Origin of the sequence: Pantoea sp. BJ2, assembly GCF_040255075.1 — a bacterium.
Taxonomy (GTDB): Bacteria; Pseudomonadota; Gammaproteobacteria; order Enterobacterales; family Enterobacteriaceae; genus Pantoea; species Pantoea leporis.
The window spans coordinates 1,696,359-1,716,905 of record NZ_CP158292.1 but is presented as its reverse complement, the minus strand read 5'-3'; the positions used below and the strand labels follow the sequence as shown (position 1 = coordinate 1,716,905).

The window sequence follows — 20,547 nt, the reverse complement described above, 5'->3', positions numbered from 1 at the left end:
AAGGCGGGCATCTTTACAGCTTAGTGTCCTAACGCCAGTTTAGCCGCGTTGTGACCGGCTTTGATACCGAAGATGATGATATCGGCCACCGCATTGCCGCCGATGCGGTTGGCGCCGTGGATGCCGCCGACCACTTCACCGGCCGCCCATGCGCCTGGAATCACCTCTTTCTGCGCATCCAGCACCGCGGTATCGGTGTTAATGGTCACGCCGCCCATGGTGTGATGCACGCCCGGTGCGATACGAATCGCGAAGTACGGACCTTTATTCAGCGGGTGACGCAGCGCGGTTTTACGACCAAAGTCCTCATCATCCTGCTTCGCCACGAACTCGTTGTAACGACCGAGCGTGGTTTGCAGCGCTTCCTGATCCATGTTGAGTTTCACCGCCAGCTCGTGTGGCGTTGGCGCGCTGATGACAAAGCCTTTAGCGATGTATTCGTCAGCCGCTTTGTTGTTGGCGCGTACCTGCTCGTCAAACACAATCCACGCACTCTTCTCAGGCAGCGCGATGATCTCAGCGGACACTTTGTCACGGGTTTCCATTTCATTGTAGAAACGCTTGCCTGCCTGGCTCACCAGAATCGCCCCGCCGCCGCGCATTGCTTCGGAAATCAGGTACGACGTAGTTTGCTCAACCGTTGGGTGAATCTGGATTTCACCCATATCGACGGTATCCGCACCGATGTGTTGCAGCATGGCGATGCCGCTGCCGGTGGCGCCTTTATGGTTGGTGGTGACGAAACCGTCCAGCTCAGGGCGATATTTCACCACCATTTCGCGGTTGGCACTGAAGCCGCCGGTCGCCACAATCACGCTTTTGGCGTTAATAATGCGGCTGTCGTTATACTCATCCACCACTTTCACGCCGGTGACCGCACCGTTTTCCACTAAAATTTCGGCCACTGAGGTTTCCAGCAACACTTCGATATTGCGCAGATTAACGTTTTTTACCAGCCCGCTGATCAGGAAGCCGCCGACTGCCGAACGATCTTCCGGACGGTGAGTACGATCGATGCTCATGCCGCCGGTGATGGTGATGTCGCACAGCTCGATGTCTTTGGCGGCCAGCCACTCAATCGCTTCGGGCGCCTGCTCAACAAATTCGCGCAGCAGCACCGGATTGTTTTTGAATTTGCCGCCTTTCAGCGTCTCTTCATAGAACAGCTCTTTGCTGTCTTCGATGCCTTTCAACTTCTGATAACGGGTTTCCGCCGCGTTCATCCCGACCGAGGCTTTGATGGTGTTACCGCCGATGGTGGGCATCTTCTCGATGATCACCACGCGTGCGCCATCGTCATGCGCCTGAATCGCCGCCGCCAGACCGGCACCGCCGGTGCCCACTACCACCACATCGTAATTCACCGGTGCGTTCGGGTTACCGCCCTCTTCAATCACATACTCTTTGCTTGAGGTGGTCATGGCACGCGATACCGCTTTTTTCAGCGCTTCACTCTGCGTGGTGGCGCCAGTGATGGCGTCAACGTGCGGGCTGTTCGCCACCAGAATGCGTTCACGCAGACTTTCGAAGGTGCTGGTGAAGTCGACGTCGAGGCTCGGATCCGGCACCAGCGAGATGTCGGTAATACGGTCGGTGTCGAGGGTAACGTTGATTTTCAGCTTCAGCGCTTCGGCTTCGACTTTCGCCTGATAAACGCCCGCTTTGTATTTACGGCCGGTATCGCTGACGTCGCGGATCATCGCATCCACCAGTGAGAAGCGCCACAGCGGTTCCGGGATAGTCAACTCTTCGCGCTTGGTGCTGTCGATATACAGCTCCATGTGCTGATTCTTGATGACGCGATCGGTCCAGTCCGGATAGGCGATACAGGCTTTGCCCACCGCCACCAAGTCGAAACCGTGCTCCAGCGCATTCTCGGCATCTTCTTTATTGACGACGCCGCCGACGCCGATTACCGGCACTTTCGCCAGGTTAGGCGAGCGCTGTGCCAGATATTTGGTGATCAGTGGCGTTGGGTCCTGAGTATCAACAATCGATGGACGCAGCAGCTGACCAACCGAGAAGTGCACGTAATCGAGACCGCGTTCTGCCAGTTTCTCCAGCAGATAGAGCGTGTCATCCCAGCGGATGCCCGGCACTTCCAGTTCTTCCGGTGAGAAGCGATAGCCGATGATGAAGTCTGCCGCAGCGAAGCGGTCAGCCATTTTGTGGGTGATTTCCAGCACTTCCAGTGGGAAACGCGCGCGATTGTCGCGACTGCCGCCCCATTTGTCGTCGCGCTGGTTGGAGTTTGGCGAGTAGAACTGCTGGATAAGATAGGTGTTGGCGCCGTGAATCTCCACGCCGTCGAAGCCGGCTTTGATCGCGCGGTTCACCGCATCACCAAACTTGGTGATCATCACATCCACTTCTTCTGCAGTCAGCGCCTGAGGTTGAGTGGCACCGTCGCGCGGTGCGGCGATGGCGCTCGGTGCGACCGGGGTTTTACCGCCGATCAGCGCCGGTTCAACCATACGGCCGCCGTGATAAATCTGCAAAATCGCTTTGGAGCCTTGCGACTTGATGGCGTGGGCGATTTTCGCCAGGCCTGGGATTTTGTTGTCGCTGTCGATACCGAGCGCGCCTGGAAACGCAGGGCCACGGTTATCAATAAAGCAGCACTCGACAATCACAGTACCGATGCTGCCGGCGCGCACGCGATAATATTCGACAAGGTCACTGGTAACACCGCCATCGTAATAACCGGTACATGTGGTCATCGGTGCCATAACCAGTCGGTTTTTAAGCACCGCACCTTTCGGTAACGTAAGCGGATTAAGAATCGGGGTGAGCGTATTCATGATGAGCAACTCCAGAATTAAGAAACTTGGTATTCAATTCTTTGGCGGTTCGGAGAATTTTATAATTATTTGAGTGGTCCGATTTCATGGCGTAAATATAGCATTTTATTTACTTACATAACCTTATTCGTTAGTTATATAAGTTTTACGCATGAAAATAATATTTGAGGCTTATTGCTAAAAGCTGCGCTCCGCTAAGTTTTAACCAAGACTTGACAAAAATCAACTTTTTCCTTACATTTAAAACAAATCTAGTCTTATCATAAAGATAAATCGCCTCCTTTCTCTGTTTTTTGCTTGATTTGTGCCGTTTTATTCATCTCACACAGTTAATTTTCACCTAATGGTTCGTTAATTAAGGCGCACAGGTTTAAAGCAAAAAAATCACCAATAAATTTTATTGATCTAGATCAAAATAGATATTTTAATTAATCGCATCATAAGCGCATCCATTAGATAATTCGCGCATCGAATTTTGTAAATGGCGATTTATTAAGACTCAGTTTTAAATGTCACGACTAATCTGTTAAAAGGGTTTTGTAACTAAAAAAACCAGCTTGGTTCGGGGCGTATATCCGCATTCTCCATAACTTGCAGACAAAACTATGAACACACAAACAACCCAGAGTGAATCCCTCACCGCGCCTCCCGCGGCACCAGGGAAAAAAAAGAACCGCCTGATAATGTTGTGCCTGCCAATTATTGTGGCTGTGCTGTTGCTGCTGGTACCGACTCCTGCGGGATTGGAACCTTACGCCTGGCACTTCTTCGCCATTTTTGTCGGGGTTATTGTGGGACTGATTTTCGAGCCGCTGCCGGGTGCCGTTATCGGGTTAACCGGCGTGGTGGTGATTGCGCTGTTCAGCCAGTGGGTGCTGTTTAGCCCGGCAGAACTGGCGGATCCCAAGTTCAAAACCGCGGCGCAGTCGTTCAAATGGGCGGTGAGTGGCTTCGGCAACTCCACGGTCTGGCTGATCTTCGGTGCCTTCATGTTCGCCGCAGGCTACGATAAAACCCAGTTCGGTCGCCGCCTGGCGCTGATTCTGGTGAAATATCTGGGCCGTCGTAGCCTGACGCTGGGTTACGCCATTACCTTCGCTGACCTGTTGCTGGCGCCGTTTACGCCATCCAACACCGCGCGTAGCGGCGGTACCATCTATCCCATCATTGCTAACCTGCCACCGCTCTATGGTTCAAAGCCGAACGATCCTAGCGCACGTAAGATTGGTTCCTACCTGATGTGGGTGGCGATCACCGCCGCTTGTATCACCAGTTCAATGTTCCTTTCTGCGCTGGCACCAAACCTGCTGGCGCTGGCGCTGGTAAAAAGCGTGGTGGGCTTTGATATCTCATGGGGCATGTGGTTCCTCGCCTTCCTACCGCTGGGCGTGCTGCTGATTCTCACCATGCCGCTGCTGGCTTACTGGCTCTATCCGCCAGAAGTGAAAGTGAACGATGAAGTACCGCGCTGGGCCACCGCTGAGCTGGCTAAACTCGGTAAACTGAAACGTAACGAAATCCTGCTGCTGGGCTTCGTGGTTGCGGCGCTGATGATGTGGATCTTCGCCACCGCCTGGATTGAGCCCGCAATGGCCGCACTGTTAGTCATCGTGCTGATGCTGTGGACCGGCGTACTCAACTGGAATGACATCACCAGCAATAAAGCCGCCTGGAACACCTTCGCCTGGTTTGCCACGCTGGTCGCGCTGGCGGATGGTTTAGCGCGCGTTGGCTTCATCGCGTGGCTGGGTAAAGAAGGCGCAATGCTGTTGCAAGGCTATGACCCGCAGGTTTCTGCCGTCGTCCTTCTGGTCGCCTTCTACCTGCTGCATTACCTGTTCGCCAGTACCACCGCGCACACCACCGCGCTGCTGCCCGCGATGCTGACCATCGCCGCATCCATTCCGGGCATCAACATGCCGGTGTTCTGCCTGATGATGTGTGTTTCTCTGGGTGTGATGGGCATTATCACCCCGTACGGCACCGGCCCAAGCCCGATTTATTACGGTAGCGGCTATCTGCCAACTAAAGATTACTGGCGCCTGGGCACCATCTTCGGCGCGCTGTTCCTGGTTCTTCTGATGGTTGTCGCCTATCCATGGATGGTGATGATGTTCTGATGATGTTGCTTCGATGTTAAAAACGGAGCCGCGCATTACCGTGAAAATGTTATGATACTCGCCAGTCAGCCCCTGCGGAGGGCTGGCGAGAGAAAATCGAATAACAAACTGCCTAATTTGTCGCCCGTCATGCTGGCGGGCCACACGAAGCTAAGTGAGCCAACATGTCGAACAAACCCTTCTATTATCAGGATCCCTTTCCTCTCGCCAAAGATGATACCGAATACTATCTGCTGAGCCGCGATTACGTCTCGGTGGCCAACTTCGATGGCGAAGAAGTCCTGAAAGTCGATCCCAAAGCGCTGACGCTGCTGGCGAAGCAGGCATTCCACGATGCTTCCTTCATGCTGCGCGCCTCGCATCAGGCGCAGGTCGCGTCCATTCTTGCCGACGATGAAGCCAGCAAGAACGACAAATACGTCGCCCTGCAGTTCCTGCGCAACTCCGAAATTGCCGCCAAAGGCGTGCTGCCAACCTGTCAGGATACTGGCACCGCCATCATCATGGGCAAAAAAGGCCAGCGTGTCTGGACCGGTGGCGGCGATGAAGCCGCGCTGTCGCAAGGCGTTTACAACACCTTTATTGAAGATAACCTGCGCTATTCACAGAATGCCGCGCTGGATATGTATAAAGAGGTGAATACCGGCACCAACCTGCCGGCGCAGATCGACCTCTACAGCGTTGATGGCGACGAATACAAATTCCTGTGCATTGCCAAAGGTGGCGGTTCCGCCAACAAAACCTATCTGTATCAGGAAACCAAAGCGCTGATTACGCCCGCTAAATTGAAGAACTACCTGATCGATAAAATGATGTCGCTGGGTACCGCGGCCTGTCCGCCGTACCATATCGCGTTTGTGATTGGCGGGACTTCAGCCGAAGCCACGCTGAAAACCGTCAAGCTGGCCTCAACCCACTATTACGATTCGCTGCCGACTGAAGGCAACGAGCATGGTCAGGCGTTCCGCGACATTCAGCTGGAAGAAGAACTGCTGAAAGCCTCGCAGGAGCTGGGCCTCGGGGCGCAGTTCGGCGGTAAATATTTTGCGCATGATATCCGCGTGGTGCGTCTGCCGCGTCACGGCGCATCCTGCCCGGTGGGTATGGGCGTGTCATGTTCCGCAGACCGAAATATCAAGGCCAAGATCAACCGTGAAGGCATCTGGATTGAGAAGTTGGAAGACAATCCAGGCCGCTATATTCCGGAAGCGCTGCGTCAGCAGGGTGAAGGCGAAGTGGTGCATGTCGATCTCAACCAGCCGATGAGCGAAATTCTGGCGCTGCTGTCGGCTTATCCGGTCTCAACCCGCTTGTCGCTTAACGGCACCATTATCGTGGCGCGCGACATTGCGCACGCCAAGCTGAAAGAGCGCATCGATAACGGCGAAGGCCTGCCGCAGTATATCAAGGACCATCCGGTCTATTACGCGGGTCCAGCGAAGACGCCAGAAGGTTATGCCTCCGGTTCACTCGGCCCAACCACTGCAGGTCGTATGGATTCCTACGTTGATCTGCTGCAGGCCAATGGCGGCAGCATGGTGATGCTGGCGAAGGGCAACCGTAGCAAACAGGTTACCGATGCGTGTCAAAAACACGGCGGCTTCTACCTGGGCAGCATCGGCGGCCCGGCTGCGGTGCTGGCACAGCAGAGCATTAAGAGTCTGGAATGCGTGGAGTATGCCGAACTCGGCATGGAAGCGATCTGGAAGATTGAAGTGGAAAACTTCCCGGCATTCATTTTGGTGGATGACAAAGGAAACGACTTCTTCCAGCAGATTCACAATAACTGTGCCGCCTGCGTGAAGTAATCTGCGCATCGCACCACAAAAAAGCCGTTATCTTGTGATAGCGGCTTTTTTATTGCGATATTTCTGACGAATTGATCATCGAATGAGGCAAAACAGAAAGGTTAAAAACGGAATTGGCTCTCCAGTTGACGCAATGTTTCCATGCGTTGTGCCGTGGCGATTTCGCGCGCTTTTACTTCCAGCAGCAGGTCAGCATCGTTCTGACCAATCACATACACCGCCTGACGCCCAGGCAGGTTAACGGTAATAATATTTTGCTCCACACCGTCCAGCATCTCATCATGCTGTTCCAGGTAGTTATACAACGTGTTCATGAAATCTCCTTGAAAATAGGTGGGCTATTCTGCCCAATCGCCTCCTTTAAACACACAAGACCTGGCTTAAAGATGCCACCTTGATCAGAAAATTCTGGCGAAGTGGATATCCTGCAGCGGCAAGATGACGAAGAGATGAAAAGGCAGCGAGATTGCCCCGCCGCCGTATTCAATCAGAAGAAACCCAGCGGTTGCGTGCTGTAACTCACCAGTAGGTTTTTCGTTTGCTGATAATGATCGAGCATCATTTTGTGGGTTTCGCGACCAATACCCGATTTCTTATAGCCGCCAAACGCCGCGTGCGCCGGATAGAGGTGATAACAGTTAGTCCACACGCGACCGGCTTTGATGGCGCGTCCCATGCGATAGGCGCGATTGATGTCGCGCGTCCAGACGCCCGCGCCAAGTCCGTAAATCGAATCATTGGCGATTGCCAGCGCTTCCGCTTCATCTTTGAAGGTCAGCACACCAACCACCGGGCCAAATATCTCCTCCTGGAACACGCGCATGCTGTTATCGCCTTTCAACAGCGTCGGCTGAATGTAGTAGCCGCTGGCAAACTCTTCGCCCACTTTCTCTACGCCCCCGCCGTGCAGCACCTGCGCGCCCTCTTGCTGCGCAATTTCCAGATAAGAGAGAATTTTGTCGAACTGCTGCTGCGACGCCTGCGCGCCAATCATGGTTTCGGTATCCAGCGGATCGCCACGTTTAATGGTTTTGATGCGCTTCATCACCGCCGCCATAAACGGCTCAAAGATCGATTCCTGCACCAGCGCGCGCGACGGACAGGTACAAACTTCACCCTGATTAAGGAAGCCCAGCACCACGCCTTCTGCCGCTTTCTCAATGAAACTCTCTTCAGCATCCATGATGTCTTCGAAGAAGATGTTCGGCGACTTGCCGCCCAGTTCAACGGTGGACGGGATCAGGCTTTTCGCCGCTAGCTCCAGAATATGGCCGCCGGTGGCAGTGGATCCGGTGAAGGCAATTTTGGCGATGCCCGGATGGGATGCCAGCGCTTCGCCTGCCTCTTTACCGTAGCCGTGTACCACGTTGATAACACCCGGCGGCAGCAGATCTTTGATCACGTCCATAAACAGCGTAATCGACAGCGGTGTTTGCTCGGCCGGTTTCAACACCACGCAGTTACCTGCGCCGAGCGCAGGCGCCAGTTTCCATGCCGCCATCAGCAGCGGGAAGTTCCACGGAATGATTTGCCCGACCACGCCCAGCGGTTCGTGGAAGTGATAGGCGGCGGTGAACTCATCGATTTCAGCGGCGGTGCCTTCCTGCGCACGCACGCAGCCAGCGAAATAGCGGAAGTGATCGACCGCCAGCGGCAGATCCGCCGCCAGCGTTTCGCGTACCGGCTTACCGTTATCCCAGGTTTCGTTGACCGCGATATATTCCAGATTCTCTTCCAGCCGATCGGCAATTTTCAGCAGCACCAGCGAGCGTGCCTGCGGCGAGGTTTTGCCCCACGCATCGGCAGCGGCCTGGGCGGCAGCCACGGCGTTATCGATATCGGCGCGGTCTGAACGGGGAAATTCGCCAATGGTAGAAGCATTGATCGGTGAAGTGTTGACGAAGTAGTTACCGTTCACCGGCGCAACAAATTCGCCGTTGATAAAGTTGCCATAACGCGATTGCAGAGTAATGAGAGAACCTTGTTCTCCCGGAGCAGCGTAACGCATGGTGTTTCTCCTTGCGGGACAGAGTGGCGATTAACAACTATGAAACCTGTTATTAACATTGGGCGATCCACGCCAGCCTGTCAGATCGTAAAAGGGGAAACTGTGACCGCACCGAAGGAAATGTGGCGAGCGTAGGCCGCTACAGATAATTCCGAGTTTTCCCGCTTATGCCGCAAAAAGCGGAACATGGGCGAAATATGTGGTCAATATGAAGCAGGATACTAACTAGGAGAAACAGATGTTGGCTTCAGCCCTGACGTTAATGCGTGCCAAAGCGAACTTTGTTCAGCAATTTATCCGCAACCCGCGCAAAATGGGCAGCATCACGCCCTCTTCAGCCGCGCTCTGCCGCACCATGTGCGATGCGGTGAACTGGGATAACAGCCTGCGTATCGCCGAACTGGGCGCCGGTGATGGCGTGCTCACGCGCCACGTGCTGGCGCGCATGTCACCGCAAGCACAGCTTGATGTGTTCGAAATCTGCCCGGAACTGGTGAAAAGCCTGCGTGGATTGCCTGATGCGCGCATGCAGGTACGCGCCTGTTCGGCGGAATATCTCGCCGGGGAATATGATGTGATTTTTTCTGGCCTGCCGCTGCTGTCATTACCGCCCGCCACGCGCGATAACATCCTCAGTGCGGTGCATGATGCGCTGGGTCCACGCGGCGTATTCGTGCAGTTTCAATACACCTCGTTCACCCAGCCAAATTTGTCACGTTACTTCACCTGGGAACGCCAGCGGGTGCTGAAAAATATGCCACCCGCGTGGGTTTATCGCTGCACGCGCAACTACGCGCCCTGAGCCTGCGCGCGCGGCTGCGGCCGCGTTTGTAGCCAGAAACTGCGCAACAGTTCGCGCGACCAATCTTCGCCTGAAAGAACCGTGCCATCGTCACTGACGCCCGCCGGTAAACAGGCGCGCATAATCTCGCGGGTAAATTCCGGATGGAACTGCACCGACAGCGCCTGCGGCGAATAACGCAAAATCTGACAACCATCCTGCGCCGAGCTCGCCAGCACCTGCGCATGCTGCGGCGGCGTTAACACCGATTGCCGATGTGACAACCACGCCTGAAACTCGCCCGGTAGATCGGCCAGCCAGGGATCGTTGTGCGCCTGCGCATTGCGCGTCAGCGGTTTCAGTCCAAGCTCCCAGCCCTGCGGGTTATCGCCCACTTTGCCACCCAGCGCATACGCCATCAGTTGATGCCCGTAACAGACGCCCAGCAGCGGCAGCTCCGCCTCCAGCGCGCCACGAATCCAGGCGGCGGTGCGTTCGCTCCAGTCAGCGTGATCGGTGACCATCGCCCAGGAACCGCTGAGGATCGCGCCACTGACGCAGTCAAAGGCCGGTAAATCATCGCCCAGATGCGGACGCACAATCACATAGTCATCGGGCTGCAGTTGCAGCGCGTCGATAAACCAGCGGGGTTGTTCACCAATTTGCGCCACAACCTGCGGCGGCGGGACTTCGAGTTGAATCAGAGCAAGAGGTAAAGCGCGGGTGTGTGTCATGCCGAATACGGTCCTCGTTATGGTCGCCTTTCGGACATCCACTTTGACAGTAAATCAGCGACATGTCTTATTTTTTTCCTGCATAAGCTAATGCTTAAGCGAAAAAAATTTCGCCCGACATGCCCGAAGTGCGCGCCTTCATGCCATCATTAGCCGGTGATCATCTTTGTACAGCGTGAAGGAAGACCTCGTGGCAGTGCGGCATTTTTTTATGGTTCTGATGGTGGTTTCCATCTGGGCTTTCAACAACGTGGCGGTGAAGTGGGGATTACTGGAACTTCCGCCGCTGTTTCTCACCTGGATGCGCTTTGTGGTGGTAGCGATTGTGCTGGTGCCATTCTGCCGCATTACGCGCGCGCAACTGCCGTGGCTGCTGACGCTGGCGTTCACCTTCGGTTTTATGCACTTCTCGCTGCTGTTTGTCGGCATGCGCTACACCGATGCCGGCACCGGCGCCATCGTGGTTCAGCTCGGTACGCCGATTGCCATGCTGCTGGCGATGGTGATTCTCAAGGAGAAATTGCGGCTGGTGCAGCTGTTTGGTATCGCCATTTCGCTGAGCGGCGTGGCGGTGCTGTCGGGCAGTCCGACCATTCCGGCCTGGTGGGTGCTGTGTATTCTGTTGTGCAGCGCGTTTGGCTGGGCGATCAGCAATATGATTGTGAAAAAATCGCCGCCGATACAACCGCTGACGCTCACCGGCTGGATCTCCTTCCTTGCGGTGCCGATTGTCGGTGCTGCTTCGTGGCTGACCGAATCCCATCAGTTTTACGCGCTGAGCCACGCCGGCTGGCGCGGCTGGTTTGGCATTCTGTATAGCGCGCTCGCCTCGTCGATTGTCGCCTATACGCTGTGGTACGCGCTGCTGAAGAAATACAACGTCAACCTGATCATGCCCTATTCGCTGCTGACGCCGGTGCTGGCGGTGTTGATGGGCGTTTTCGTCTTGGGTGACAGCATGAACAGCTTCAAGATCCTCGGTGCGTCACTGGTGGTGCTGGGCACCGCGATTGCGGTGATCAACCTGCGTAACCTGCGGATGCATGCGCGTTTTCCGCGCTTACGCCGCCGTTAATCCGCTCTGCTATGCTTGAGTCTCGCGCGTTTTCCGGAGACTCAACATGGATTCTCAACGTGCTGCCGCACTGTGGCAGCAAATGTGGCAGGGATTGCGAGGCGCAGACCCGCTTCCCTCGCCGACTTTTCTCCAGCCCGACACTTTTTCCTCTGCCTTTGCCGTCAGCGAATTAGCGGCCACCAGCATCGGCCTCGCCAGCCAGGCGCTAAGCGATCTGCTCGGCCAATCCGCGCCGGTCAGCGTTAATGTCCGTCTCGCCTCGCGCTGGTTTCAGCACAGCCTGATCCCGCTCAATCGACCGCCTGCTGCGCTGTGGGATGAATTCGCCGGTGATTACGCCAGCGCCGACGGCTGGATCCGCCTGCACACCAACGCGGCACATCATCGTGCGGCGATGGAGCGCGTGCTCGGCCAGCATGCCGATCGTGCCGCGCTGGCCGATGCGGTGGCCCGCTGGCCCGCCGCCACGCTGGAACAGGCGGTGATTGATGCCGGCGGCTGCGCCGCGCAGATGCGCAGCGAAGCGCAATGGCTGCAGCATCCGCAAGGCAGCGCCGTGCAGCAGGAAGCGCTGATTGCCCAACAGGCCACCGACGCCGCCCCGCCGCCCGCCTGGTCACAGTCGCCCGCGCGGCCGCTGCTCGGCGTGCGCGTACTGGATCTCACACGCATCATTGCCGGACCGGTGGCGACACGTTTTCTCGCCAGCCTCGGCGCGCAGGTGCTGCGCATCGATCCGCCCGACTGGCACGAACCCACGCTGGAAGAGGAGATCACCTGCGGCAAACGTTGTGCGCGGCTTGATATCAAATCCCGCGCCGGGCGCGAGCAGCTGCGCCAGCTGTTGCAGCACAGCGATGTGCTGGTACACGGTTATCGTGCTGATGCGCTGGAAAAACTCGGGCTGGATGCCGATACGCGCCGCCGACTCGCGCCGGGCCTGGTGGATGTCAGCCTCAATGCGTGGGGCTGGAGCGGGCCGTGGCGCAACCGGCGCGGCTTTGACAGTCTGGTACAGATGGGCTGCGGCATCGCCGAACAAGGCATGCGCTGGAGCGGCAATAATCAACCGACGCCGCTGCCGGTGCAGGCGCTCGATCACGCCACCGGTTATCTGATGGCCGCGGCGGTGCTGGAAGGTTTGCGTCAGCGCTTGACCAACGGCGTTGGCTGGCAGGCGCGCTTATCGCTGGCACGCACCGCGCGGCTGTTGCAGCAGTTCGGTAACGCGCCGCAGAATGCGCAAAACGGTATACACGCGCAGCATGATGACGCGCTGAGCGCGATAGAGATCAATCAGTGGGGAATTGCAGAGAGATTGCGCGCCGCAGCGTATTTGCCCGGCACGCCAATGATCTGCGCAACGCCAGGCGTGAAGCTCGGCAGCAGCGCAGCAAGCTGGTAACGATTACGCCTCGTCGCCCTGCTCTTCGTTCAGTTCGTCGTACATCGCCTGCATAGCCTCACGGCTCAGCACCGCCAGCGTGCGGTAAAATGCCGTGGTGGCATGCGCTTCCACTTTGCCGAGGAACGCGCCGCACCACGGCAGCAGATACTCATCAAACAGCGCCAGCTGCGCGGCAGATTCATCCTCTGCCGACTGATCTTCCAGCCAGGATGCCGCCAGCAGCAGCACGCCAAAGTGATCGGCAGGCGCTTCGCTCAGCGGCATGCCGCGCGCGCTGAGAAACGCACGCACGTCTGCTTCAGCAACACCGTTTGGCCACTGTGATGCGTACGGCGGCACGCTGCACTCGCTGCCGACAAACAGCGCATTGTAGTCAGCGGCCAGCGCCTGCGGATCGCTATTCTGCTGCAGGCGCGTCAACAGTTCGTCCTGCTCCAGCGGCCACTGCTGTTGCAGTTTACCTTCACGCAGCAGAGTGAACAGCGGCACCAGCAGCGGATCCTGCGGCTGGCGATTAAACAGCGAGCCGATGACGCGGCAGAGTATGGAAAACTCATTCATGCAACAGAATTCCTTGAGGTAAAAAAGTTAAAAATCAGCAAATTCGGGAATCGTTTTGCCGGTGCGCAACGCGAGAAAGTCGAGCAGGCGACGCGGCGTGACATTTAACACGCGATCTTCGGGAAAATCCACTTCGCTGGTGATGCGCAGGCAGTGTTCGAAATTGCCCAGCGTAAACGCGGTATGCGAATCGGAGCCAAACGCCAGACGTCCACCAGCATCACGCACCGCTTCGGCAATGGCGCGACAGTTCGGTTCGCTGCCCGGACGCGAATGGGTAAAGGAGGAGTTGTTGATCTCCAGCGCCACATCGTAATGCGCGGCGGCTTCGGCAATTGCGCGAATATCTATCGGGAACTTCGGGTTGCCCGGATGCGAAATGATATGCACCAAACCGCCCGCCATCGCCGCAATCATCGCTTCAGTGTGATGTGCTTTATCACGCGGCGCATAAACCGGTTCGTGGAAGCCCGCGACAATCAGATCCAGCGCATCCAGCATCGGGCCGCTGCAATCGATCTCGCCCTGCTGATTTTTGATGTTGGCTTCGATACCGCGCAGCACGCCAACGCCATCAATCACGCGCGGCCAAATGCGCATGTTGACGAAGTGCCAATAGTGCGGCGCATCGGCCATATCCGGGCCGTGATCGGTAATCGCGAACAGCTTCAGGCCGTTCTGTTTCGCCTGCGCCACATAATCATGCAGCGTGCTATAAGCGTGCGTGCTGGCAACGGTGTGCATATGTAAATCAACGGGATACATCTTCATCTCCTGACCCAATGGGAATTAATAACCGCGCTGGCGATCGACCAAACCACCCGGCTGTTGACCTTGCTCCAGAGCAAGTATGGCATCCGCAATGTAATCCATCGCCTCGCCTGGCAAGGTAATCGCCGCAGTATGTGGCGTGATTGTGACATGCGGATGAGACCACAACGGATGATCCTGCGGCAGCGGCTCGCGCTGGAACACATCCAGCGCGGCGGCGGCCAGCTGACCGCTGTTGAGCGCCGCCAGCAGATCGGCTTCTACCACATGCGCACCGCGCGCAAGGTTGATGAAGCAGGCGCCGTGCGGCAATGCGTTAAGCAGCTGGCTATCAATCAGGTTGGTGGTTTCCTGCGTGGTCGGCAGCAGATCGATTAGCACCTGCGTGCCCGCCAGGAAAGCATTGAGCTGTTCGCGGCCATGGAAGCTTTGCACACCGTCGATCTGCTTCGGCGAACGGCTCCAGCTGCGTAACGGAAAGCCCCACTGACGCAAACTCTCCAGCACGCTACGGCCTAATACGCCCGCGCCGAGCACGCCAATGGTGAAGTTTTCGCGATCGAAACCGTCCAGCTCCTGCCAGCAAGCCTGCTGCTGCAGTTCACGATAGTCGGCGAAACGGCGGAACCAGCCCAGCACGCACCAGTTGGCGTACTCCTGCATCTGGCGCGCCATGCCGGTATCTTCCAGGCGGAATAACGGCACAGTGTCGGCCAGCATCTGTGGATTGTCACGCAGCTGTTTGAGGATTTCGTCGACGCCCGCGCCCATGGCAAATACGCCTTTCAGCTGACGCCCCGCCAGCATCTCGACCGGCGGAGAACGCACCACCGCATAATCGGCCGGCGCGTTGTCGCCCGGCTGCCAGTCACGCACGCGCGCCTCCGGTAAACGCTGACGCAAACCCTCCAGCCAGCCTTGCGGCGCCAGCGACGGGTGATACCAGATTATCTCCATACGACTCTCCTTTTTTTGCTTCAGCCTCAGGCAAATAGCCGTACAGGGCAAGCAAAAACCTTAGCCTTGAGGCAATTTCTCACGTGATTAATTCCGGGCGCTTCACATTTCCACCGCTGTGCGAGGCTAAGCGGCGCGATTACGACTAAAGTTGTTCGGGTGGTCAATGCGTTAGCACACCACCTTTTCGGACAAGGAGAAAAACCGATGATAAAAAATGCCGTATTCACGCCCGCGCGTCTGACCTTTTTACTTAGCGCCGCGTTGCTGGCCGGTGCCAGCGCCGCACACGCCGACGATCAAAACCGCATGCTCAGCAACCAACCGCAGCCACCGGATGTGCGCCTGGGACCGTTGTTCAATGCGGTACAGCAGGCTAAATTTTATCCGGATCAGAAAACCTTCGCCGATGCGGTGCCGAAATCCAATCCCTCGTCGATTCTGGCCGACTGGCAGATGCAAAAAAACCAGCGCAACTTCGATCTCAAGCATTTTGTCGACAGCAACTTCACGCTGCCAAAAGAGGGTGACAAATATGTGCCGCCCGCCGGGCAAAGCCTGCGTGAGCACATCAACGGTTTATGGCCGGTGCTGACGCGTACCGCGCAAAGTGCCAGTCAGTACGATTCGCTGCTGCCGCTGCCCAAACCTTACGTGGTGCCTGGCGGACGCTTCCGCGAAGTGTATTACTGGGACAGCTACTTCACCATGCTTGGCCTGGCGGAGAGCGGACACTGGGATCGCGTACAGGATATGGTGGATAACTTCGCCACCGAGCTGGACAAATATGGCCATATTCCCAACGGCAACCGCAGCTACTATCTCAGCCGCTCGCAGCCGCCGTTCTTCAGCTTGATGGTTGACCTGCTGGCAACGCACAAAGGCGACGACGTCTATCGCCAATACCTGCCGCAGCTGCAGAAAGAGTACGATTACTGGATGGCGGACAGCGACAAAGTGGCGGCCGGCCAGGCCAGCAAACGCGTGATCAAACTCAGCGACGGCACGTTGCTTAACCGTTACTGGGACGATCGCGATGCGCCGCGTACCGAATCCTGGCTGGATGACGTCAACACCGCGAATAAAGCGCCGGAGCGCAATAAGCAGCAGGTCTATCGCGACTTACGTGCGGGCGCGGCTTCGGGCTGGGATTTCAGTTCGCGCTGGTTCACCGATGCGCACAATCTGGCGTCCATCCGTACCACGCAGCTGGCACCGGTTGATCTTAACAGCCTGATTTTCCACCTCGAACAGACATTGTCTAAAGCCGCCAAACTGGATAAGCAGGATGACAAAGCCAAACAGTTCGCGGCGGATGCTGAGAAACGTCAGGCGGCGATCAATCGCTACCTGTGGGATGAGAAAAAAGGCTGGTACGCCGATTACGATTTCCAGAAGAAGCAGGTGCATTCACAGCTGACCGCTGCGACGCTATTCCCGCTCTATATGCAGCTCGCGAGCGATAAGCAAGCTGAACGCACCGCTTCCGCAGTTGAAAAACAGCTGCTGAAACCCGGCGGACTGGTGACCACCACGGTGAATAACGGCCAGCAATGGGATGCGCCAAACGGTTGGGCGCCGCTGCAATGGGTGGCGGTAGAAGGTCTGGAGCATTACAAGCAGCCGAAACTGGCGCAGCAGATTGGTCAGCGCTTCCTGCAGAACGTGCAGGCGACCTACGACAAGGAACATAAGCTGGTCGAGAAATACGTGGTTGAAGGCGCACAGCTGGGCGGCGGTGGCGGCGGTGAATATCCGCTGCAGGACGGCTTCGGCTGGACCAATGGCGTGACGCTGAAGCTGCTGGATAAGTACTGCCCGAAAGACAAAACCTGTAATAACGCTGGCGATATCCCGAATATGCCGGTTTTAAGTAGCGCGAAGTAATTACCTCTATTCTGCCGGGCGAATAAGCCCGGCAACCGCACATTACTGTAGCGGCGCAATTTATTGCGCGACCCGAACCTGGGTAAGGTTTCGCCAGTGCAATGCGCGATAAATCGCGCCGCTACGGCTCGTGCCTGTCATCTGTGCATTTTCCTCACATTCCTCTAGCAACAAACTCACATCTTGAAACATCCGCGACAAAAGATAATAATTCTCAATCTGATATCGATAGCTATTCCCATTAAAATAACAGGAACCTCTCATGACCTCGTTGTTTACCCTTAAACGTGGCCGCGTACTGTGCGCGCTTGCGCTGGCTTTACCCGCGGCAAGCTTCGCTGAAGAGTCGATTGTCGTGACAGCGCAACCGCAAGAGAGCGCCACCTCGCCGACGCAGGGCTATCTCGCCACGCGCAGCAGCGGTGCCAGCAAAAGCGATCAGCCGCTGATTACTACCCCGCAGTCGATCTCGGTAGTCACGCGTCAGCAGATGGAAGATCAGGGCGCGCAGGATCTCAATCAGGCGCTCGGTTACACGCCGGGCGTCTTCACCAACTTTGGCGGCGCGGCCACGCGTTATGACACCATCGCGCTGCGTGGTTTCCACGGCGGCGATGTCGATAACACCTTCCTCGATGGCCTGCGCGTGATGAGTGACGGCGGCAGCTTCAACATCCTGCAGGTGGATAACTGGTTCCTCGACCGCATCGATGTGATTAAAGGTCCCTCCTCCGCGCTCTACGGCCAAACGGTGCCGGGCGGATTGGTGAATATGGTGAGCAAGCGCCCGCAGTTTGCTGAAGAGGGCCACTTCCGCCTGGCGACCGGCACCAACGCCACCAATAACGCCGCCTTTGATTACACCAACGCCATCAACGATCAGTGGGCATTTCGCTTAACCGGCATTACGCGCAACAGCGATACCCAATACGATCACACCCGCGAAGAGAAATATGCGATTTCGCCACAGCTGATGTGGCAGCCAAGTGAAGATACCAACTTAGTGCTGCGCGCCTACCTGCAGAAAGATCCGTCCGGCGGCTATCACGGCTCGGTACCGGCGGAAGGCACGCTCTACAGCCATAATGGCCGCAAATTGAGTGACAGTTTCTATGAAGGTGACACTGCGCTCGATCAGTTCAAACGTCGCGAACAGATTTACAGCTATGACTTCTCGCATCGCTTCAACGATGTGTGGTCGGTGTACTCCACCGGCAGCTACAGCCACTCCAATACCGAGCTCGATCAGGTTTATCAGATTGGCTGGAACGCAACGAATCCAGACCTGCTGAACCGCTACTACTCCGGTGAGCGTTCATCGCTGAGCGCGTGGGCCAACGACAACCGCTTGCAGGCTGATTTCGCTACCGGCGCGGTTCAGCATCGCGTGACGCTGGGCGCGGAATACCATCGCTATAAAAACGACATCACCAAAGCCAGCGGTGCTGCCAGCGCGCTGAATGCGTGGAACGGCGAAGAAGTGGGCACCATGCCGGACTTCGACTGGACATCGCAGACGCGCCGCTACTATCAAACCGGTTTATATCTGCAGGATGAGTTGCAGCTCGATCGCTGGCATCTGGATTTGTCGGGACGCTACGATCGCATCGTGTCGGAAAACGGCACCAGCCGTCGTCAGGACGATCACATCAGCGGCCGCGCTGCGCTGTTATATGCCTTCGAGAACGGCATCTCGCCTTATGTCAGCTGGAGCCAGGCAATAACGCCGGCTTCGTTAACCGATCCTTTCGGCAATCAGCTAAAACCGACTACGTCAGAGCAGTATGAAGCGGGCGTGAAATATCAGCCGCTGGGCACGCGCGATATGTACTCAATCGCGGTGTACGATTTGACCCAGGACGATGTCGCCAACCGTAACGTGCTGGACGGCACTTACACGCCGTCGGGCAAAGTGCATTCACAGGGCATTGAACTTGAGGCGCGTAATCAGCTGACGTCGCGTTTTAGCACCATCGCCGGCTACACGCTGAATCACCTGCGCTTCAAAGATTCGGTGGACGGTAACGATGGCCATACGCCGTATGTGACGCCGAACAGCATGGCATCGTTGTGGGGACATTATCAGTTTGACTACGGCTTGAGCGCCGGTGCGGGTGTGCGCTATATCGGTAAACAGTGGGCGGATAACGAGAACACCACGCGTCTGCCATCGGTAACGCTGTTTGATGCGTCGGTTCGCGCCGATCTTGGCGCATGGAACTCACAGCTGAAAGGCGCCTGGCTGCAGGTGAATGCCAACAACCTGACCGATAAGACGTATCTGGCCGCCTGTTACGGCACCGGTTACTGCTATCGCGGTGCCGAGCGCACGGTCATGGCCACGGTGGGCTACGACTTTTAATCAGGCATAAAAAAATCCGCCACCCTTTGCGGGATGGCGGATTTCATCAAATACTGGCGCGATTAACTTCGCACTTTACGGTAGATCCACAGCACCACAATGGCACCAATCACTGCCACCACGAAGCTGCCAAAGTTGAAACCGTCAACTTTACCGAAACCAAACAGGGTACTGATCCAGCCACCGACAACCGCACCCACCACACCCAGAACCACGGTGATGATAAAGCCGCCGCCATCTTTACCCGGCATAATCCACTTAGCGATAATCCCGGCAATCAGACCAAAAATAATCCATGAAAGAATACCCATGTACTGCTCCTTACGTTATTAATCAATGTGTTCACCGCCTCTAGTATAGACGGGATTTTATGATCTGCATCCCAACTTGCCGCCGTAAATAGCCGTTAGCTGACTAAAGGTTAGCGCAGCGACGCCGATAACTGACGAACAGCATTGTCAGTCGTGAAAATAACAATCGGATAAGTGGAGCAGGACGTGGGAGAAGCCGATAAAGAACAATACCTCAAGCGAGGCACGTTAGCGGTTTTGGGCGTGATGAAGGACCTGTTGCGTTTTCAAACCCCGTTGATGGTGAATTTTTCGCGCGGTCAGTTTATCAGTCGCTTGCTGTCAGCCGATGAAGATCAGGTGATCTTTGACCTCGGCAGCAACGCGCTGGATAACGATTTAGCGCTGCAAGGTGGCGAAGTGAATATTGCCGCCGAAACGCACGGTGCCAAAGTTGAATTTGGCTTAACCGGTTTACAGCGGGTTGAATTCGAAGGCTTACCCGCTTTTGCTGCGTCGCTGCCGGAACTGGTGTGGCAGATTCAACGTCGTGAATTCTTTCGCGTCAATGCGCCGCTGGAACCGGTTTTTTATTGCCACAGCCAGTGGCCTGATGGGCGTACCGCGCGTTTCCGCCTGCAGGATCTGTCACTGGGCGGCGTCGGCGTGCTGCTGGACGAAGCGCTACCGGAAGGGCTCAATCGCGGCGATACCTTTAAAAACCTGCGCGTGGATTTAGCTGAGTATGGTCACTTTGAGGTGACTGCACAGCTGCTGCACATTGGTGAACGCACCGTAGTGACCAGCAAGAATGAAACCCGCGCCACACCGCGCCTCAGCTTCCGCTTTACCGCCATCGAACCGATTCAGGAACGCCAGCTACAGCAGGTGATTTTTGCGCTGGAACGTCTGGCGCGTGATAAAGCCAACCGTTTCCAGTAGCGCTGGACGTTTATCACCGTACAACATCGTAGCGGCGCA

The 20,547-nt window shown here is 56.4% G+C and carries 16 protein-coding genes; 8 read left to right on the top strand and 8 right to left on the bottom strand.

Annotated elements, in window-relative coordinates; all coding sequences use genetic code 11:
* Positions 1 to 20: 20 nt before the first annotated feature.
* Positions 21 to 2,801: a flavocytochrome c gene (locus AAF463_RS07890; RefSeq protein WP_137385597.1), complete on the bottom strand. Its 2,781-nt coding sequence runs from the start codon at positions 2,799 to 2,801 to the stop codon at positions 21 to 23.
* A gap of 605 nt (positions 2,802 to 3,406) precedes the next feature.
* On the opposite strand from AAF463_RS07890, the gene AAF463_RS07885 reads away from it, so the two are divergent.
* The gene (locus AAF463_RS07885; RefSeq protein ID WP_137385596.1) at positions 3,407 to 4,921 is read left to right on the top strand and encodes an anion permease; all 1,515 of its coding nucleotides are present in this window, start codon (positions 3,407 to 3,409) and stop codon (positions 4,919 to 4,921) included.
* A 164-nt stretch (positions 4,922 to 5,085) separates the two neighbouring features.
* A complete protein-coding gene (fumA, locus tag AAF463_RS07880) occupies positions 5,086 to 6,729 on the top strand; it encodes a class I fumarate hydratase FumA (protein WP_137385595.1) in 1,644 nt (547 codons plus the stop codon).
* A gap of 101 nt (positions 6,730 to 6,830) precedes the next feature.
* Here fumA and AAF463_RS07875 read toward each other — a convergent pair whose 3' ends face one another.
* Together AAF463_RS07875 and AAF463_RS07870 are read right to left on the bottom strand one after the other, a co-directional pair.
* Positions 6,831 to 7,043 (bottom strand): hypothetical protein, encoded by a 213-nt coding sequence (locus tag AAF463_RS07875; RefSeq protein ID WP_110865967.1) that lies wholly within the window; start codon positions 7,041 to 7,043, stop codon positions 6,831 to 6,833.
* A 173-nt stretch (positions 7,044 to 7,216) separates the two neighbouring features.
* Entirely contained in the window at positions 7,217 to 8,737 is a 1,521-nt protein-coding gene (locus tag AAF463_RS07870) for an aldehyde dehydrogenase family protein (RefSeq protein WP_110865966.1), read from the bottom strand.
* Between the two features lie 238 nt (positions 8,738 to 8,975).
* Here AAF463_RS07870 and AAF463_RS07865 point away from each other — a divergent pair, with 238 nt between their 5' ends.
* Entirely contained in the window at positions 8,976 to 9,539 is a 564-nt protein-coding gene (locus AAF463_RS07865; RefSeq protein ID WP_137385593.1) for an rRNA adenine N-6-methyltransferase family protein, read from the top strand.
* Here AAF463_RS07865 and AAF463_RS07860 read toward each other — a convergent pair.
* The gene (locus AAF463_RS07860) at positions 9,527 to 10,252 is read right to left on the bottom strand and encodes a glutamine amidotransferase (protein ID WP_350261820.1); all 726 of its coding nucleotides are present in this window, start codon (positions 10,250 to 10,252) and stop codon (positions 9,527 to 9,529) included. The genes AAF463_RS07865 and AAF463_RS07860 overlap by 13 nt on opposite strands.
* A 190-nt stretch (positions 10,253 to 10,442) precedes the next feature.
* Here AAF463_RS07860 and AAF463_RS07855 point away from each other — a divergent pair, with 190 nt between their 5' ends.
* A complete protein-coding gene (locus AAF463_RS07855; RefSeq protein WP_217546898.1) occupies positions 10,443 to 11,327 on the top strand; it encodes an EamA family transporter in 885 nt (294 codons plus the stop codon).
* A gap of 46 nt (positions 11,328 to 11,373) precedes the next feature.
* On the top strand, positions 11,374 to 12,735 hold the full coding sequence (locus AAF463_RS07850) for a CoA transferase (protein ID WP_350261819.1): 1,362 nt from the start codon (positions 11,374 to 11,376) through the stop codon (positions 12,733 to 12,735).
* Between the two features lie 3 nt (positions 12,736 to 12,738).
* Here AAF463_RS07850 and AAF463_RS07845 read toward each other — a convergent pair whose 3' ends face one another.
* From AAF463_RS07845 to ghrA, 3 genes are read right to left on the bottom strand one after another with little or no spacing between them, the layout of a single operon-like run.
* A complete protein-coding gene (locus tag AAF463_RS07845) occupies positions 12,739 to 13,299 on the bottom strand; it encodes a molecular chaperone (RefSeq protein ID WP_192234231.1) in 561 nt (186 codons plus the stop codon).
* Positions 13,300 to 13,326: 27 nt separating this feature from the next.
* The gene (locus AAF463_RS07840; protein ID WP_350261818.1) at positions 13,327 to 14,064 is read right to left on the bottom strand and encodes a phosphatase; all 738 of its coding nucleotides are present in this window, start codon (positions 14,062 to 14,064) and stop codon (positions 13,327 to 13,329) included.
* Between the two features lie 24 nt (positions 14,065 to 14,088).
* Positions 14,089 to 15,027 (bottom strand): glyoxylate/hydroxypyruvate reductase GhrA, encoded by a 939-nt coding sequence (gene ghrA, locus AAF463_RS07835; RefSeq protein WP_271459899.1) that lies wholly within the window; start codon positions 15,025 to 15,027, stop codon positions 14,089 to 14,091.
* Between the two features lie 207 nt (positions 15,028 to 15,234).
* Here ghrA and treA point away from each other — a divergent pair, with 207 nt between their 5' ends.
* Together treA and AAF463_RS07825 are read left to right on the top strand one after the other, a co-directional pair.
* Complete coding sequence (gene treA, locus AAF463_RS07830) at positions 15,235 to 16,914, top strand: alpha,alpha-trehalase TreA (protein ID WP_350261817.1); 1,680 nt, start codon at positions 15,235 to 15,237, stop codon at positions 16,912 to 16,914.
* 262 nt (positions 16,915 to 17,176) lie between these two features.
* Positions 17,177 to 19,276, top strand: coding sequence for a TonB-dependent siderophore receptor (locus tag AAF463_RS07825; RefSeq protein ID WP_350261816.1), 2,100 nt, complete (start codon positions 17,177 to 17,179; stop codon positions 19,274 to 19,276).
* Between the two features lie 62 nt (positions 19,277 to 19,338).
* Here AAF463_RS07825 and AAF463_RS07820 read toward each other — a convergent pair whose 3' ends face one another.
* Entirely contained in the window at positions 19,339 to 19,587 is a 249-nt protein-coding gene (locus AAF463_RS07820; RefSeq protein ID WP_008102737.1) for a GlsB/YeaQ/YmgE family stress response membrane protein, read from the bottom strand.
* A gap of 186 nt (positions 19,588 to 19,773) precedes the next feature.
* Between AAF463_RS07820 and AAF463_RS07815 the strand changes: the two genes are divergently transcribed.
* A complete protein-coding gene (locus AAF463_RS07815; RefSeq protein WP_101760783.1) occupies positions 19,774 to 20,508 on the top strand; it encodes a flagellar brake protein in 735 nt (244 codons plus the stop codon).
* The last annotated feature ends 39 nt before the right edge of the window (positions 20,509 to 20,547 follow it).

Excerpts from the sequence above, each read along its gene's own strand:
- AAF463_RS07890 (WP_137385597.1), bottom strand. The coding sequence starts at position 2,801 with ATGAATACGCTCACCCCGATTCTTAATCCGCTTACGTTACCGAAAGGT.
- AAF463_RS07885 (WP_137385596.1), top strand. The coding sequence starts at position 3,407 with ATGAACACACAAACAACCCAGAGTGAATCCCTCACCGCGCCTCCCGCG.
- fumA (WP_137385595.1), top strand. The coding sequence starts at position 5,086 with ATGTCGAACAAACCCTTCTATTATCAGGATCCCTTTCCTCTCGCCAAA.
- AAF463_RS07875 (WP_110865967.1), bottom strand. The coding sequence starts at position 7,043 with ATGAACACGTTGTATAACTACCTGGAACAGCATGATGAGATGCTGGAC.
- AAF463_RS07870 (WP_110865966.1), bottom strand. The coding sequence starts at position 8,737 with ATGCGTTACGCTGCTCCGGGAGAACAAGGTTCTCTCATTACTCTGCAA.
- AAF463_RS07865 (WP_137385593.1), top strand. The coding sequence starts at position 8,976 with ATGTTGGCTTCAGCCCTGACGTTAATGCGTGCCAAAGCGAACTTTGTT.
- AAF463_RS07860 (WP_350261820.1), bottom strand. The coding sequence starts at position 10,252 with ATGACACACACCCGCGCTTTACCTCTTGCTCTGATTCAACTCGAAGTC.
- AAF463_RS07850 (WP_350261819.1), top strand. The coding sequence starts at position 11,374 with ATGGATTCTCAACGTGCTGCCGCACTGTGGCAGCAAATGTGGCAGGGA.
- AAF463_RS07845 (WP_192234231.1), bottom strand. The coding sequence starts at position 13,299 with ATGAATGAGTTTTCCATACTCTGCCGCGTCATCGGCTCGCTGTTTAAT.
- AAF463_RS07840 (WP_350261818.1), bottom strand. The coding sequence starts at position 14,064 with ATGTATCCCGTTGATTTACATATGCACACCGTTGCCAGCACGCACGCT.
- ghrA (WP_271459899.1), bottom strand. The coding sequence starts at position 15,027 with ATGGAGATAATCTGGTATCACCCGTCGCTGGCGCCGCAAGGCTGGCTG.
- treA (WP_350261817.1), top strand. The coding sequence starts at position 15,235 with ATGATAAAAAATGCCGTATTCACGCCCGCGCGTCTGACCTTTTTACTT.
- AAF463_RS07825 (WP_350261816.1), top strand. The coding sequence starts at position 17,177 with ATGACCTCGTTGTTTACCCTTAAACGTGGCCGCGTACTGTGCGCGCTT.
- AAF463_RS07820 (WP_008102737.1), bottom strand. The coding sequence starts at position 19,587 with ATGGGTATTCTTTCATGGATTATTTTTGGTCTGATTGCCGGGATTATC.